We start from the raw sequence: 15,242 nt of genomic DNA, 5'->3' as shown, positions 1-15,242 counted from the left end.
TTAACCTCCAAATTAAAACCTTAGAATATATCACTGCTTTATAAATATTTTCCCAGGCAATTGCCTTATTATTCCCTTTATCTCTAGCATCATAAGAATTGAATTTAATTTATCAATCTCAATACCTGTCGCATTTACTAACTCATCTATATGCTTTTGTCCACTTTCCAGTGCATTATACACTTGCATTTCGAAAAAATCAAGTTGCAATGGTTTCTCCCTATTAAGATTAGCATTTTGAATGTCAATATTCAACTCTTCTAAAATATCTTCAACAGATGTTACTGGTTTTGCACCTTCTTTTAATAATTGGTTTGTTCCCTGACTACATGAATTATTTATATTACCTGGTATAGCATATACATCCCTTCCCTGTTCTAAGGCGTAGTCTACAGTTATAAGGGTACCACTCCTTTTACGTGCTTCTATAACCAATACACCTTTGGATAAGCCACTTATTATTCTATTTCTAGCAGGAAAATTGCTCGCTAGGGGTTGAGTTCCCGGTGGATATTCGCTGACAATTGTGCCTTTTTGAGCCATTTGAGTATAATAACGACTATTTTCTGGTGGATAAATTACATCTACCCCGCATCCTAATACTCCTATTGTATGGCCCCCGGCCTTTAACGCCGCTGCATGAGCAGTAGTATCTATCCCCCTAGCCAAACCACTTACTACAACCACTCCCGCCTCTGCCAATTGCCTGGATAAAATTTGTGCCATTTGTACACCATATGATGTAGGCATTCGACTGCCTACTATTGCAATGCTTGGCAATTCGGGGTGTGGAAAATTACCTTTATAATATAATACAGGAGGAGGATCATAAATTTCCTTCAAGAGCTTTGGATATTCTTCATCCAATAATGTAGCTATTGACATATTTCCATTATTAATAATAGAAAACGCATCCTCAAGATAGTTTGAGGATCTTCGATCCAATATGTTATTAACTGCTTTATATCCTATTTGATTATTGCAGTTTCTTATATCATTATCAGACGCATTCCATACCCCTTTCGCGGTATCAAAGCGTTCAATCAAATAAAAAAACCGCTTTACCCCTATTTCAGGTATACAAGACAACCATATCCAATATCCTTTTTCTTCAATAGATATCACAGCAGATAAACCTCCATACCTTTGTATTTATATTTTTTATTCTACACCTAAATCTTTTATCCTCTTTTTTTGTAATTTTTATGTTACAATATATACAAATAAAAAATTGGGAGGATAAATAAATGATTTCAAAAAAGATTTTTACAAGTTTAAATCATTCTTCCTGGATTAGAAACATGTTTGAAGAAGGTGAAAGGTTAAGAAAGCTATATGGAGCTGATAATGTATACGATTTTACCTTGGGAAATCCAGATCCTGAACCTCCTAAGGAAGTTAAAAACAGTCTTAGGGATATTATATTATCAGATCAGCCTGGTATACATAAATACATGAACAATGCAGGATTTGAAGATGTTAGAGAAAAGATTGCACAAAACATAAGCCAAAATACGAATCTATCAGTTAAAAGTTCCCATATAATAATGACATGTGGAGCTGCTGGAGGGTTGAATGTAGCGTTAAAGACCATATTAGATGAAGGTGATGAAGTAATAGTATTAGCGCCTTATTTTTCTGAATACCTATTTTATATAGATAACCATGGAGGGGTCCCTGTAATAGCCTCAACCAATAAGGATACCTTTGAACCAGACCTTACTGCGCTAGAAAATTGCTTAAATCCTAAAGTAAAGGCTATAATACTAAATTCACCAAACAATCCAACAGGTGTAATATATTCAGATAAGATACTAAAAGCTATGGCAAAACTTATTGAACAGAAAGAAATGGAATATGGACATGTTATATTTGTATTATCAGATGAACCTTATAATAAGCTCGTGTATGACAATATAAAAATACCTAGTATATTAAATATTTTTAAGCATTCAATGATAATAAATTCATTTAGTAAATCCCTTGCCCTGCCAGGTGAACGAATTGGATATATTGCAGTAAATCCAGTTCTTCCTCAAAACGATCTTATAATATCTGGATTAACATTTGCCAATAGAACATTGGGATTTGTAAATGCTCCTGCCCTATTTCAAAAGGTAATAGCCTCTTCCCTAGATGCAGAAACGGACATCTCACAATATAAAAAAAAGCGAGATGTGTTATTCGATTTTTTAACTGGTCTTGGCTTTGATTGCATAAAACCCCGAGGGGCATTCTATTTGTTCCCAAAATCCCCCATACCAGATGATATAGAATTTATAAAAGCAGCAGCAAAGCATAATGTTTTATTAGTACCTGGTACAGGATTTGGACAACCAGGCTACTTTAGAATGTCCTATTGTGTAAGTATTGATACAATAAAAAATTCCCTGCCTGCCATTGAGGCCATAGCAAGAGAATTCTTTTAATAGATTCTGTCTAAATAATTTCTATCCAAACTTCTATACTGTATTGCCTCAGCTATATGATTATCCTGAAGATATTCCTCCCCATCCAAATCAGCAATGGTACGGGCAACCCTCAGTATCCTATCATATGCGCGGGCACTCAGATTTAATCGCTCAAAAGCGTCCTTTAATAATTTCTTTTGAGACTCATGCATTATACAGTATTTTGAGATCTGCCGATGATTTAGCTGGGCGTTTGATACTATACCTTCATCTTTATAACGGTATAATTGCAACATTCTAGCAGTATCTACCCTTTGTTTTATCTTTTTTGAAGATTGTGATGTATTTGTGCTGCTAAGCTTATCAAACGATATGGGAGCCATCTCTATTTGAATATCAAACCTATCAAAAAGCGCTCCTGATATCTTATCTATATATCTTGATACCTGATTAGGGGTACAGTGGCATCTGTCTTGCCAAGGATAATACCCACAAGGGGTGGGATTCATACTGGCTACAAGCATAAACTTAGCTGGAAACATGACAGTTCCATAAATCCTTGATATGGTTATCGCTCCATCCTCGAGGGGCTGGCGCAATATTTCCAGAGCTTCTCGAGAAAATTCCGGCAGTTCATCTAGAAATAATACTCCATTATGAGCAAGACTAATCTCCCCAGGTTTTGGTATACGTCCGCCTCCAGCCAGTGCTGTTGCAGAAATAGTATGATGAGGGCATCGAAATGGACGACGTTTTATGAGTCCCTCTCCTTTTAATAATCCTGCTGCACTATATATTTGAGTAATCTCAATTGCCTCTTTATAACTAATACCAGGAAGTATTGAGGGCAAGCATTTGGCCATCATGGTCTTCCCTACCCCCGGTTGACCTATTAAAATAATGTTATGACTCCCAGCAGCAGATACTTCTAAAGCACGCTTAGCGCTATCCTGACCTTTTATATCAGAAAAATCATATGCAAAATTATCTATATAGCCTTCAAGATCTTTATCTGAGGCCACATCTGCAGGTTTCAACCTAGCATTTTTAAGGTCTTCTACCAATGAGGATAAAGTACTAGCAGAATATACGTTTATGCCATCTACATTCATAGCTTCAACTACATTTTGTTTGGCTACTACAACATCAATTCCTGGTTTCGATACCGATAATAACATTGGCAACACCCCATCTACAGACTTTATACTACCATCTAAAGAAAGTTCGCCTATAAATACGCCATTACAAAATTTGGTATATGGAATTTGACCTGTTGCCAATAATATGCCTATTGCTATTGAAAGGTCATATATGGAACCTTCTTTTCGAGTGTCGGCGGGAGCTAAATTTACTGTAATACGCTTTATGGGAAATTCTAACCCACTATTCTTTATAGCAGCCCTTACCCGTTCCTTTGATTCTTTGACAGCGGTATCAGGAAGACCGACAATATCAAATTGAGGTAATCCATTAGATATATCTACCTCCACATCCACAATATAACCCTCTATACCGATGAGTCCAGTACTTTTTATCTTTGAAAGCAACGCCATCACCCTCAAATAAATGAATTAAAAGGCATTTGGTATATGGTTGATATGATATGTACCATCATTTTTTAGATAAACTTCTACAACATCGAATCTATAGCAGGCATCTACATTCTTAGATTTGATATAATACATTGCTGTCTTAAAATATTTTGCCATCTTACGCTTGTTAACAGCTTCACATGGTAAACCATATGCTAAGCTGCGCCTAGTTTTTACCTCTATAAACACTGTGTATTCATTTTGTTTTGCTACTATATCAACTTCTCCAAATGGTGAAGTATAGTTTTTATATAATATAGTAAAATCCTTGTTAATTAAATAGGATGCCGCTATTTTTTCTCCCCATCTGCCAAGTTCTTTATTATTCATAAACAACACCTTATTTTTATATTCTACACATACTTACAAATTCCTCTAATTTTATTGAATCTATATAAATTTGGTGCAAAATGTCGTTCTATGTATGGGGCATAATCCATATTCTCGTATTGCCTGTATATGAAATGCTGTACCATAACCTTTGTGCCTATCAAAACCATATTCAGGATATATTTTATTCCATTTCACCATTTCACGATCTCGCGTTACCTTTGCAACTATAGACGCTGCTGCAATGGACTGGGATTTTGCATCCCCTTTTATAATTGCAGTTTGTGGTACAGGAATATTGTTTAGAGTAATAGCATCTATAAGCACATGTTCCGGTTTTACGGAACAATTTAAAAGTGCATATTTCATAGCTTCATGAGTAGCATTTAATATGTTAACTTCATCTATACGATTTGGTGATACCCTCCCTATACCTATTGCAATTGCATATTCTGTAATTATATCAAATAAAGCATCGCGCTTTTTAGGTGATAATTTTTTTGAATCATTTACCCCTTCTAAATATAAACCTTTGGGCAATATAACACAGGCAGCTAATACTGGTCCAGCTAAAGGTCCCCTTCCTACCTCATCAATACCTGCTATATAATCCATACCTAAATCCCATATTTTTTTTTCTTCCTCTAAAAGATTCTGCATCTACTTGTTCTCCCCTATCATATATGGAAATTCCAAAGTAATTTTGCCCATCTTACCAGATTGGAAATCTTTAATTAGCATATCCGCACCTCTATTAATATCTGAAATTCCTCTAGATTTTATAAGGCCTTTATTTAGACAAATCTGTTCTAATATCTGATATCCATGACCTTCCAATTTATCTAGATTGTATCTTTTCATCAACATTTGAGGATACATATGTTTTAACTCTTCTATAAATTTTACTGCCAATTCTTCATTATCAACTATTTCCTTTTTAATGCATCCAGCAAATGCAAGATGCAGCGCCGTAGTTTGATTATCTAACTTAGGCCATAATAGGCCTGGAGTATCGAGCATCTCTAAAAAGTTGTTTATTCTTATCCATTGTTGCCCACGTGTTACACCTGGTTTATTACCTACTTTTGCTTTTTGGCTGCCTGATAGACTGTTTATAAACGTGGATTTGCCTACATTTGGTATTCCTACTACCATTGCCCTTATAGGCTTGTTTATACCCTTTTGCTTTTTTATTTCCTGTTGACGTTTTTTACATATGTCAATTATCCAATTCTTTACCCTGTTTACTTGTCCATTATTAGTAGAATCCAATATAGTAGCTTGTGTATTCGTATTTTTAAAAAAATCTATCCATGTATCATTTGCATTTTTATCTGCTAGATCTGCCTTATTGATTATTAGAATATTTGCTTTTCCATCAAAAATCTTATCAAATTCTGGATTATTGCTGCTCATAGGAATGCGAGCATCCATTATTTTGATTACTATATCTACCAATCTTACTTTTTCTATCATTTCCCTTTTTGCTTTAGCCATATGTCCTGGATACCAATTTATATTCAATAACACCACCCCTACTTAAACCATTTCATATCATTTATAGGCCAAATGCGCCACTTTGCTTTACCGAGTACATTCTCATATGGGATAAAACCTATATGTCTACTATCTCTACTATGATTTCTATTATCCCCCATTACAAAAATAGTATTTTGAGGTACTTCAACTTTATTAAAGTCATCTAACGGTGGTTCAGCAATATAGAATTCTGCTAAGGTTTTATCATCTACTTTTACAGAACCATCTTTTACCTCTACAGTTTGTCCTGGTACAGCTATAACCCTCTTTATATAATTTTCCTTCATATTATCTGGATTCCTAAATATTATAATATCACCTTGTTTCGGGGAAGAAAATCTATACCCTAATTTATTTACCACCAAACGATTATTTTCATAAAGTGTAGGCATCATAGAACTTCCTTCTACTTTTATAACTTCAAAAAGAAAAGTTCTAATGAAGAATGCCAACACTAGAGCAATTACAATTGCTTCTATCCATTCAAGCAATTCACTTTTTGATTCACTCATAAACTGCCACCTGCTTTCATATTTCATAAAAATAAAAGGGACTGCAGCCAGTCCCATGTTTATTGAATACTCTTTTCTTTTACTTTGGCAGCTTTCCCCACTCTGTCTCTTAAGTAGAAAAGTTTAGCCCTACGAACCTTTCCTTTTCTTAATACTTGGATTTTGTCAACCTTAGGTGAATGCAATAAGAACGTTCTCTCTATGCCAACGCCGTAGGAAACTCGACGAACAGTAAAACTTTCTCTAACGCCGCCTCCCTGACGTTTAATAACTACACCTTCAAATGCCTGTAACCTTTCTCGACTACCTTCAACTACCTTGACATCTACTCTAACTGTATCTCCAACATTAAAATCAGGAATATCTTTCTTAAGCTGTTCTTTTTCAATTAAAGAAATAGCATCACTCATGATAATGTTTACCTCCTTCCATCTTAGACGTTCATATCAATGATAATATAGAGGACCGCCTATTACAACAATGTTTATTATAGCATATTATATATTAAGTAACAATAATCAAAATTACGCTAAGTTCGCTGCTTTAGTATGCGCATCATTTGTTTATCTTCTGCAGACAGCTCTGTATTTTTCAATAAATCAGGCCTTTTTATCAATGTATTGTTCAAGCTATGAAGTTTCCTCCATTTGTTTATTTCCTTATGGTTACCGGATAATAATATTTCTGGCACCTTATGTCCTTGATAGTCATAAGGCCGGGTATACTGGGGATACTCCAATAAACCGTTTGAAAACGATTCTTCCCTTGCTGATTGCTCATCACCTAAAACTCCAGATACAAAGCGGCTAACAGAATCTATAAATATCATTGCCGGTAATTCACCGCCAGTCAATACATAGTCTCCTATAGATATCTCAACATCTACAAAATTATCTATAATTCTTTGATCTATACCCTCATAATGACCACACAGCAGCACCAAATGATCCGCTTTAGAAAAATCCGTAGCTATTTTTTGATTAAATGTAGTACCCTGTGGTGAAAAATATATGACTGTAGGCAGAGTACCACCATTCAATTGGGCAATATAATAGAATGCATCAAATAATGGCTGTGGCATCATAACCATACCACATCCACCACCATACGGGTAATCATCTACTCGCTTATGCTTATTTTTAGCAAAGTCACGGATATTATATAGATTGACTTTTATCAATCCTTTTTTTATAGCTCTACCCAATATACTGGTGTTTAGCACACTTCCAAACATTTCTGGAAATAATGTCAGTACATCAAATACCATCTGGCAACAAACCTTCCAATTGTTCTTGATCTACTCTTATCTTTTTTTCTTGTAATAAAACTTGTTTAACTACTTTTTTTAGCGCAGGTATGAGTATTTGACCATATTTCCCTTCTATCACATATACATCATTACTGCCCGTTTGAAGGACATCAGATATTACACCTAGATGTATACCAGATAATGTATATACGGAACAATCTATAATATCTGCTATAAAGTAGACATTGTCAGGGAGCTTTACTGACATTTCTCTAGGAATCCAAAGTTCTTCATTACGAAGTCTTTCCACTTGGTCCCTATTGTTATATCCAGCAAACTTTAAATAAACAAAATCCTTAGTATACCGTGCTCTCTCTATAGACAGTTCATGGTATCCATTCTCCACATATAGATATACCTTGTTTAAATCATTAAATCTAGTTATATCATCTGTTAAGGGCAATACCTTCGCTTCACCTTTTATCCCTTGAGGTTTTACTACAAAACCTACACAAAGATACTCTACCATTTTCATCACCTATTATATTATCTCCACTACAACTCTTTTATTTTCTTTTGTAGCTGCTGCCTTAACTACTGTACGAATTGCTTTAGCAATTCGCCCTTGCTTACCAATTACCTTTCCCATATCATCAGGTGCAACTTTAAGTTCTATTATTATAGACTGTTCACCTTGAATCTCATTAACAGTTACCTGCTCAGGATGGTCAACTAATGCCTGGGCGATATACTTGACTAAATCTCCCATTGTTAAGCACCTCCATAATTAAAGCATAGTATTTATTCCACAATACCATTTTTCTTCAAAAGAGCCCTTACCGTATCAGTAGGCTGGGCACCTTTATCTATCCATGCTTTAGCTTTTTCACCATCGATATTTATCAGTACAGGAGTGGTAAGAGGATTATAGTATCCAATTTCCTCTATAAACCTTCCATCCCTTGGCGATCTAGAATCAGCTACTACTACACGGTAGAACGGATTTTTCTTTGAACCAATCCTTTTTAAACGGATTTTAACTGCCATATATTTCACCTCCAAACAATTAATTTTTATATCAAAGGATTAAGCCTAAGCTATGTCCTCTGTTTACATAAATGGAAATTTAAATTTACCCTTTTTAGCAGCTTTCTCAATGTTGTTAAATTGCTTCATCATTTTTCTAAATTCTTCAAAAGATCTAAGCAATTTGTTTACATCTTGTATATTTGTCCCGCTTCCCCGGGCTATACGTTTTCGCCTACTGGCATTTATTATAGAGGGATTTTCACGCTCTTTTTTTGTCATAGATTGTATTATGGCTTCCGCCTGTAATAATTGATTGCCATCTAAATCTACTCCCGCCAACTTCTTGGTGTTGACTCCCGGTATCATACCAACTATGTCACTTAATGGCCCCATATTCTTTATTTGCTGCAATTGATCCAAAAAATCATCCAGGGTAAATTGCTGAGTTCGAAGTTTCTTCTCAAGTTCTTCAGCTTTTTTGGCATCTATACTTGCCTGGGCCTTTTCAATAAGGCTTAAGACATCACCCATTCCCAAAATTCTTGATGCCATTCTGTCAGGATGAAACGGCTCCAAATCATCCAGTTTTTCTCCCATACCTACGAACTTTATCGGCTTGCCAGTAACTGCTTTTACCGATAGGGCAGCACCACCACGGGTGTCACCATCCAACTTTGTAAGCACGATACCATCTATACCTAACTTCTGATTGAAAGCATCCGCTACATTTACTGCATCCTGGCCTGTCATAGAATCTACCACTAACAATATTTCATGGGGTTTTACTTCTGATTTTATATTGCAAAGCTCGTTCATCATGTCTTCATCTACATGAAGACGACCAGCAGTATCGATAATTACTAGATCATATCCTTCATTACTTGCATGTTCTAATGCTGCTTTTGCTATACTCACAGGCTCTTGCTGTCCCATATCAAATACAGGTATATCTAGTTTTTGACCCACTACCTGTAACTGTTTTATAGCAGCTGGTCTGTATATGTCGCAGGCTACTAAAAGGGGTTTTTTACCCTGCTTTTTAAAATATCCACCTAGTTTTCCAGCAGTTGTAGTCTTACCAGCACCTTGAAGACCTGTCATCATGATAATTGTAGGGGGAGTATCAGCTAGATTAATACGACTTTGTGTACCACCCATAAGCTGAGTCAATTCATCATTCACGATTTTTATTACCTGCTGACCAGGGGTCAGGCTTTCCATTATTTCTGCACCTACTGCACGATCACTGACTTTTTTTATAAAATCCTTAACTACCATAAAGTTAACATCTGCCTCCAAGAGGGCTAATTTCACCTCTCTCATGGCTCCTTTTACATCTTTTTCCGTTAACTTTCCTTTGCTAGTCAATTTTTTCATGGCAGATTGCATCTTTTCTGCCAAACCTTCAAATGCCATTATCCTTCCCCCCTATGCTTATATGGTATTAATAATCTTTGTAAGCTGTCGTTTAATATCAAGAATATCTTCCTGTATGTTGTTATAACAGTCTATGTCACTTTCTGTACATTTCATATATATACGTTCGAATTTTGATACCAATACATCCAAGTCATTACTTAGGTTATACCATTTATCAAAAAAACCCAGTTTGTCCTCGGCATCCAAAAGAGTATCTTCTCCCCTTTTTATAAGATCTCTAACACCTTGACGACTTATATGTCTATTTTCTGCAATCTCTCCCAACGACAAATCATAGTTATAATAAAGATCCATAACATCTTGCTGTTTTTCTGTAAGTAGATTACCATACATATCGAGTAATATTGATATTTTTGCAATTTTATTCATCTTTCATCCCTCACTGTAAAGTGTTTATACTTTACACATAACATATACTAATATAAGCTAATTTTTTCTCATTGTCAAGCTATATTTTTACTTTGATTCGTAATTCTAAAATAAATATTACGAATTGCAGATTTTCTATTTTAGCCTAGCCTATTCAAATAGTGCATCTACAAATGAATGGGAATCGAATATCTGTAAATCCTCTACTTGCTCTCCCACGCCGATAAAACGAATTGGAACTCCAAGTTCGGATTTAATAGCAACTACAACTCCTCCTTTTGCAGTACCATCCAATTTAGTAAGTATTATGCCGCTAATACCTACAACTTCTTTGAACATCTTGGCTTGAGATATGGCATTCTGTCCTGTAGTAGCATCAAGTACCAATAGCACTTCCTTTTGCGCTTCAGGAAATTCCCTATCCAATATTCTATTTATCTTCTCTAGTTCGTTCATCAAATTTTTCTTATTATGCAATCTACCAGCAGTATCGCAAATAAGTAAGTCTACATTCCTGCTCTTTGAAGATTGTACTGCATCAAATACCACTGCGCCAGGGTCTGAGCCTTCATCATGTCTAACGACTGGTACTTGAGCTCGTTCACCCCATATTTCCAATTGCTCTGCTGCTGCTGCTCTAAAAGTATCCCCTGCTGCAATAAGCACCTTTTTACCATCTGCTTTATAACGGCTGGCTAATTTCCCTATAGTAGTAGTCTTACCTACTCCATTTACTCCTACTACTAAAAATACACAAGGAGACTCAATATCAAATGCATCTTGATTTTTGTTTAATATATCCTCTATTTTTTGTTTAAGCAATCCACGTATCTTGTCAGGATTTCCTATCTTTTCTTTTTTTACCTTTGCCTTTATATATTCTATTATTTCCATAGTAGTTTCAACACCTACATCAGCAGTTATAAGAACTTCCTCAAGTTCCTCGAAAAAGTCATCATCTATCTCCGTGTAATAATTTATAATATCATCGATTCTTTCTGTAATATTTTTTCTGGTTTTATCTAGACCATCCTTCAACTTTGAAAAAAATCCTTTAGATCCCATTACTATTCCTCCTATTTTCTATTCAATGTCATTTAATTTAACAGAAACCATCTTTGATATACCCTTCTCCTCCATTGCTACGCCATACATAACATCACAAAACTCCATTGTTCCTCTTCTGTGGGTTATTATAACAAATTGGGTATTCTCAGAAAACTGTTTAAGGAAATTACCAAAGTTATATATATTGGACTCATCTAAAGCCGCATCTATTTCATCTAACACACAAAAGGGAGTAGGTTTATGCTTTAATATGGCGAACAATATTGCTATAGCAGTAAGAGCCTTTTCTCCACCTGATAAAAGTGAAATATTTTGTAATTTCTTTCCTGGTGGTTGAGCTATTATATCTATACCACATCCAAGGACGTTATTTTTATCATCTAATAACAGTTGGGCCTGTCCACCGCCAAAAAGACTTATAAACACTTCATTAAAATATTCATTTATTATAGCAAATTCTTGTCTAAATTTTTGCTCCATAGTATGGGTGATCTCGTCTATAACTTTGTTCAAATCCTCCTTTGCCAATACAAGATCTTGCTTTTGGGTACTTAAAAAATCGCATCTCTCCTTAATTGCCTTATAATCCTCTATAGCATTTACATTTACAATACCCAAATCTGCTATGTTCTCTTTGAACGATTGTATTTTTTCATTTATTTGTGCCATTGATAATGATTCATCCATAAAAGGTAGCGCACTAGCATACGAAATTTCATATGCTTCCCAAACATTGTTTTGAAGGTTCTGTATTTCTGCTTCCATTTTTGACATCTGTACTTCAAAACCATGTTTTTTATTAACTAGCTGTTCCGTAATATGAAAGGTATCCATTAATTTTTTTTCTAAACTTTTTATTTTATCTTGCATAGTCTGTCGTTTCTGCCGATAATCCTGAACGGCTTTATCCAATATGGAAATCCGCTCCTGTATACTCTTGATGCCTTCCTGGTTTTTATCTATTTCTATGCCGTGCTTATAAGACAGCTTTTTATTTTCTGCCTTTTGCTTTTCCTTATCCAATAAACTCTCACGATATGATGCAACCTCTTTATCTATATACTTTATATTTTGTTTTACAGCATTTATCTCTTCTTTGAGTTTTGTCCATTTTATCTTTGTGTCTGTAAAACATGCATCGATACTCTTTCGTTCATCATAGATTCCCTCTATTATTTTCTTGTCATGCTCTATTGTATTATTTATATTGCTATTTTGAGACTCTAGTTCTTCTATTTTTTCTTGCTCTAACATTATTGTTAACTGCTTGTCCTGTAATATATTTATTGTATTCTTAAGTTCAAGTTTTTGTACATTGATCTCTTTTTCTAACACTAGAAGTTGATTGGATATGGCAACATATTTTTCAGTAGCTGAAGTCTTGCTAATTTCTAGATTCCGCTCCCGCCCACGCAGTTCATCCAACTGCATAACACAATCGTTGTATAATACTAGGGTCTCTTTTTTATTATTCACATATTTACCCAATTGCGAGCGTTCCTGTAAAACTATCTTTTCTAGCTCTTCTATTTCCCTTTGTCTACCTAGTATACCTGTCGTTCGATTGCCCGTACTCCCGCCTGTCATAGATCCACCTGGATTTAGGGTATCACCTTCGATTGTTACAATACGGAAAGAATATCTAAATCTTTTTGCTATAGATATACCTTGATCCATGTTTTTAACTACAACAACTCTGCCAAGGAGGTAAGAGAATATATTGGAATACTTCCTATTATAGTCTATAAGTTCTGAAGCAATGCCTATACAACCATCCATTTTAAGTACATTTTTTTCTTCATTACTCAAACCTCTAGGTCGTATGGAAGAAATCGGTAAAAATGTAGCCCTTCCATACTTATTCTTGCGCAAAAAATCTATTATGTATTTTGCATCCTCTTCAGTCTTAGTTACAACATTCTGCATACTACCACCCAAAGCGACTTCTATGGCCAGTTCGTATTCCTTTGGTACATGTATAAGTTGAGCTACAACTCCACATACCTTATCCATAAGCAATTTGTCTTTATCACAGGATTCCAGTATACGCTTTACGCTCCTATTAAACCCTTCATAATCTTTCTCCATATCCTTAAGCAAATTCAATTTTGAGACATTTGTCTGCACACTACGTTCAATGTTATGTATAGTTTTATCCAAATCATCTAGTCTTACTTTAGTTTGGGACATAGTCTGGCCTAAAGTATATATTTTTGACGTAACTAGTTTTAGTTCTTCCTCTATATCGGTGATATTTTTTTTCATATCATTCTGCTCGTATTCAAGTTTGGAAAACAGCTGTTCTTTTTCCTTTAAAGACGGTTGAATTTTTTGTATATGTTCCTTCAATCCCTTCTTTTCAGCCGCATACCGAGTCAAATCATTCTTTGCTTTTGCTAATTTATCAAATATATCCGTTATATCTATTTGTGTACCATGGATCCTTGATTCATACTCTTTTATCTGAATATCAAGTTCATCTATTCTATTTTTCAGTTTATTTGATACATCTTCAAGTTTAACGAGTTCATCTGTTTTATTTGCTAATTCACTTGTCAATTCTTTCCGTCTTAAAATCCTTGTCTCTATTTCCGATTTCACATTATCAAATTCCCGATCTAGTCTTTCATTATCTCTGAATAAATGCGCCATTTTTTCATTTAATATACCTATCTCTCCATTTAATTTTTCAATCTGCTCTACAAGCATATGTCTTTCATCGCGCATCTCATCCATATCTTGTATAACTTGGGATAATTGCATATCCAGATTTTCTTTTCTTACCTGCTGTTCCTTTGCATCCTTTTGATACATAGTAATATTGTCATCTAATATTGCTATCTCTTTTTTTATATCTTCTATTTTTTGACTATATCTATCATATTTGCGTATAAATTGATTTATCTCCATAACCTTAAGACGTTCTTTTAAATCTAGATATTTTTTTGCCTTATCGCTTTGTTCCTTTAATGGCTCGATCTGCTGTTCTAATTCATATAATATATCCTGCACCCTTATCAAGTTATCGTGCGTTTTTGCTAGCTTGCGTTCGGCTTCTTCTTTCCGCGTTTTGTACTTTACAATACCCGCCGCTTCTTCAAATATAAATCTTCTATCCTCAGAATTATTAGCAAGAATTTCATCTATCCTACCCTGACCTATGATAGAATAACCTTCTTTACCTACTCCCGTATCCATAAAAAGTTCCAATATATCCTTTAATCTACAAGCCGATTTGTTTATATAGTATTCACTATCCCCCGATCTAAATATACGACGTGTGATAGTAACCTCAGAAAAATCAATGGGTAAACTTCCAGAACTATTATCCATAGTTAAAGATACTTCTGCAAACCCTAGAGGTTTTCTTACCTGAGTACCTGAGAAAATTATATCTTCCATTTTAGAACCCCGTAATGATTTTGCACTCTGCTCTCCCAATACCCATCTTATAGCATCTGCTATATTGCTTTTACCACTTCCATTGGGACCTACAACGGCGGTTATCCCTTTGTCAAATTCTATATGAACACGCTCAGCAAACGATTTAAACCCATATATTTCTAATTTTTTTAATAGCAAATAGTCTCACCTCTTTTGCAATATAAACGCAATAACATTTTACTATAATGTATCATATAATGCCATATTTCTGCAACAGGCTTAGGGGCATTGCACATGTTAATTCTGTACAATGCCCCGT

The 15,242-nt window shown here is 34.9% G+C and carries 16 protein-coding genes; 1 reads left to right on the top strand and 15 read right to left on the bottom strand.

Going from position 1 to position 15,242, the window contains the following annotated elements:
* Positions 1-30: 30 nt before the first annotated feature.
* Positions 31-1,125, bottom strand: coding sequence for a DNA-processing protein DprA (dprA, locus tag EJN67_RS02910; protein WP_129722101.1), 1,095 nt, complete (start codon positions 1,123-1,125; stop codon positions 31-33).
* A 122-nt stretch (positions 1,126-1,247) separates the two neighbouring features.
* On the opposite strand from dprA, the gene EJN67_RS02905 reads away from it, so the two are divergent.
* Entirely contained in the window at positions 1,248-2,429 is a 1,182-nt protein-coding gene (locus EJN67_RS02905; RefSeq protein ID WP_129722098.1) for a pyridoxal phosphate-dependent aminotransferase, read from the top strand.
* Here EJN67_RS02905 and EJN67_RS02900 read toward each other — a convergent pair.
* The 14 genes from EJN67_RS02900 to smc all read right to left on the bottom strand — a co-directional run bounded on the left by EJN67_RS02900 (position 2,426) and on the right by smc (position 15,121).
* Positions 2,426-3,958: a YifB family Mg chelatase-like AAA ATPase gene (locus EJN67_RS02900; protein ID WP_129722095.1), complete on the bottom strand. Its 1,533-nt coding sequence runs from the start codon at positions 3,956-3,958 to the stop codon at positions 2,426-2,428. The genes EJN67_RS02905 and EJN67_RS02900 overlap by 4 nt on opposite strands.
* Positions 3,959-3,982: 24 nt before the next feature.
* Positions 3,983-4,333 carry a YraN family protein gene (locus EJN67_RS02895; RefSeq protein ID WP_129722092.1) on the bottom strand — a complete coding sequence of 117 codons (351 nt, stop codon included), beginning with the start codon at positions 4,331-4,333 and terminating at the stop codon, positions 3,983-3,985.
* Between the two features lie 60 nt (positions 4,334-4,393).
* Complete coding sequence (locus tag EJN67_RS02890; RefSeq protein WP_129722089.1) at positions 4,394-4,993, bottom strand: ribonuclease HII; 600 nt, start codon at positions 4,991-4,993, stop codon at positions 4,394-4,396.
* A complete protein-coding gene (gene ylqF / locus EJN67_RS02885; protein WP_129722086.1) occupies positions 4,994-5,857 on the bottom strand; it encodes a ribosome biogenesis GTPase YlqF in 864 nt (287 codons plus the stop codon).
* 11 nt (positions 5,858-5,868) lie between these two features.
* On the bottom strand, positions 5,869-6,384 hold the full coding sequence (gene lepB / locus EJN67_RS02880) for a signal peptidase I (RefSeq protein WP_129722083.1): 516 nt from the start codon (positions 6,382-6,384) through the stop codon (positions 5,869-5,871).
* Between the two features lie 59 nt (positions 6,385-6,443).
* Entirely contained in the window at positions 6,444-6,794 is a 351-nt protein-coding gene (gene rplS, locus EJN67_RS02875) for a 50S ribosomal protein L19 (RefSeq protein WP_129722080.1), read from the bottom strand.
* Between the two features lie 119 nt (positions 6,795-6,913).
* Positions 6,914-7,651 carry a tRNA (guanosine(37)-N1)-methyltransferase TrmD gene (trmD, locus tag EJN67_RS02870; protein ID WP_129722077.1) on the bottom strand — a complete coding sequence of 246 codons (738 nt, stop codon included), beginning with the start codon at positions 7,649-7,651 and terminating at the stop codon, positions 6,914-6,916.
* Positions 7,641-8,168 carry a ribosome maturation factor RimM gene (gene rimM / locus EJN67_RS02865; RefSeq protein WP_243641216.1) on the bottom strand — a complete coding sequence of 176 codons (528 nt, stop codon included), beginning with the start codon at positions 8,166-8,168 and terminating at the stop codon, positions 7,641-7,643. The genes trmD and rimM overlap by 11 nt, the downstream gene beginning before the upstream one ends.
* A gap of 6 nt (positions 8,169-8,174) precedes the next feature.
* Positions 8,175-8,402 carry a KH domain-containing protein gene (locus tag EJN67_RS02860; RefSeq protein ID WP_129722071.1) on the bottom strand — a complete coding sequence of 76 codons (228 nt, stop codon included), beginning with the start codon at positions 8,400-8,402 and terminating at the stop codon, positions 8,175-8,177.
* Between the two features lie 32 nt (positions 8,403-8,434).
* Complete coding sequence (gene rpsP / locus EJN67_RS02855; protein ID WP_129722067.1) at positions 8,435-8,680, bottom strand: 30S ribosomal protein S16; 246 nt, start codon at positions 8,678-8,680, stop codon at positions 8,435-8,437.
* 63 nt (positions 8,681-8,743) lie between these two features.
* On the bottom strand, positions 8,744-10,078 hold the full coding sequence (gene ffh, locus EJN67_RS02850; RefSeq protein ID WP_129722064.1) for a signal recognition particle protein: 1,335 nt from the start codon (positions 10,076-10,078) through the stop codon (positions 8,744-8,746).
* An 18-nt stretch (positions 10,079-10,096) separates the two neighbouring features.
* Positions 10,097-10,471 carry a YlxM family DNA-binding protein gene (gene ylxM, locus EJN67_RS02845; protein WP_129722061.1) on the bottom strand — a complete coding sequence of 125 codons (375 nt, stop codon included), beginning with the start codon at positions 10,469-10,471 and terminating at the stop codon, positions 10,097-10,099.
* A 150-nt stretch (positions 10,472-10,621) separates the two neighbouring features.
* A complete protein-coding gene (gene ftsY, locus EJN67_RS02840; RefSeq protein ID WP_129722058.1) occupies positions 10,622-11,536 on the bottom strand; it encodes a signal recognition particle-docking protein FtsY in 915 nt (304 codons plus the stop codon).
* Positions 11,537-11,554: 18 nt separating this feature from the next.
* A complete protein-coding gene (gene smc, locus EJN67_RS02835) occupies positions 11,555-15,121 on the bottom strand; it encodes a chromosome segregation protein SMC (RefSeq protein WP_129722055.1) in 3,567 nt (1,188 codons plus the stop codon).
* Positions 15,122-15,242 lie beyond the last annotated feature (121 nt).

The sequence above is a fragment of the Xylanivirga thermophila genome, from assembly GCF_004138105.1.
GTDB lineage: Bacteria > Bacillota > Clostridia > Caldicoprobacterales > Xylanivirgaceae > Xylanivirga > Xylanivirga thermophila.
This window is presented reverse-complemented; position numbering and strand designations above follow the sequence as displayed.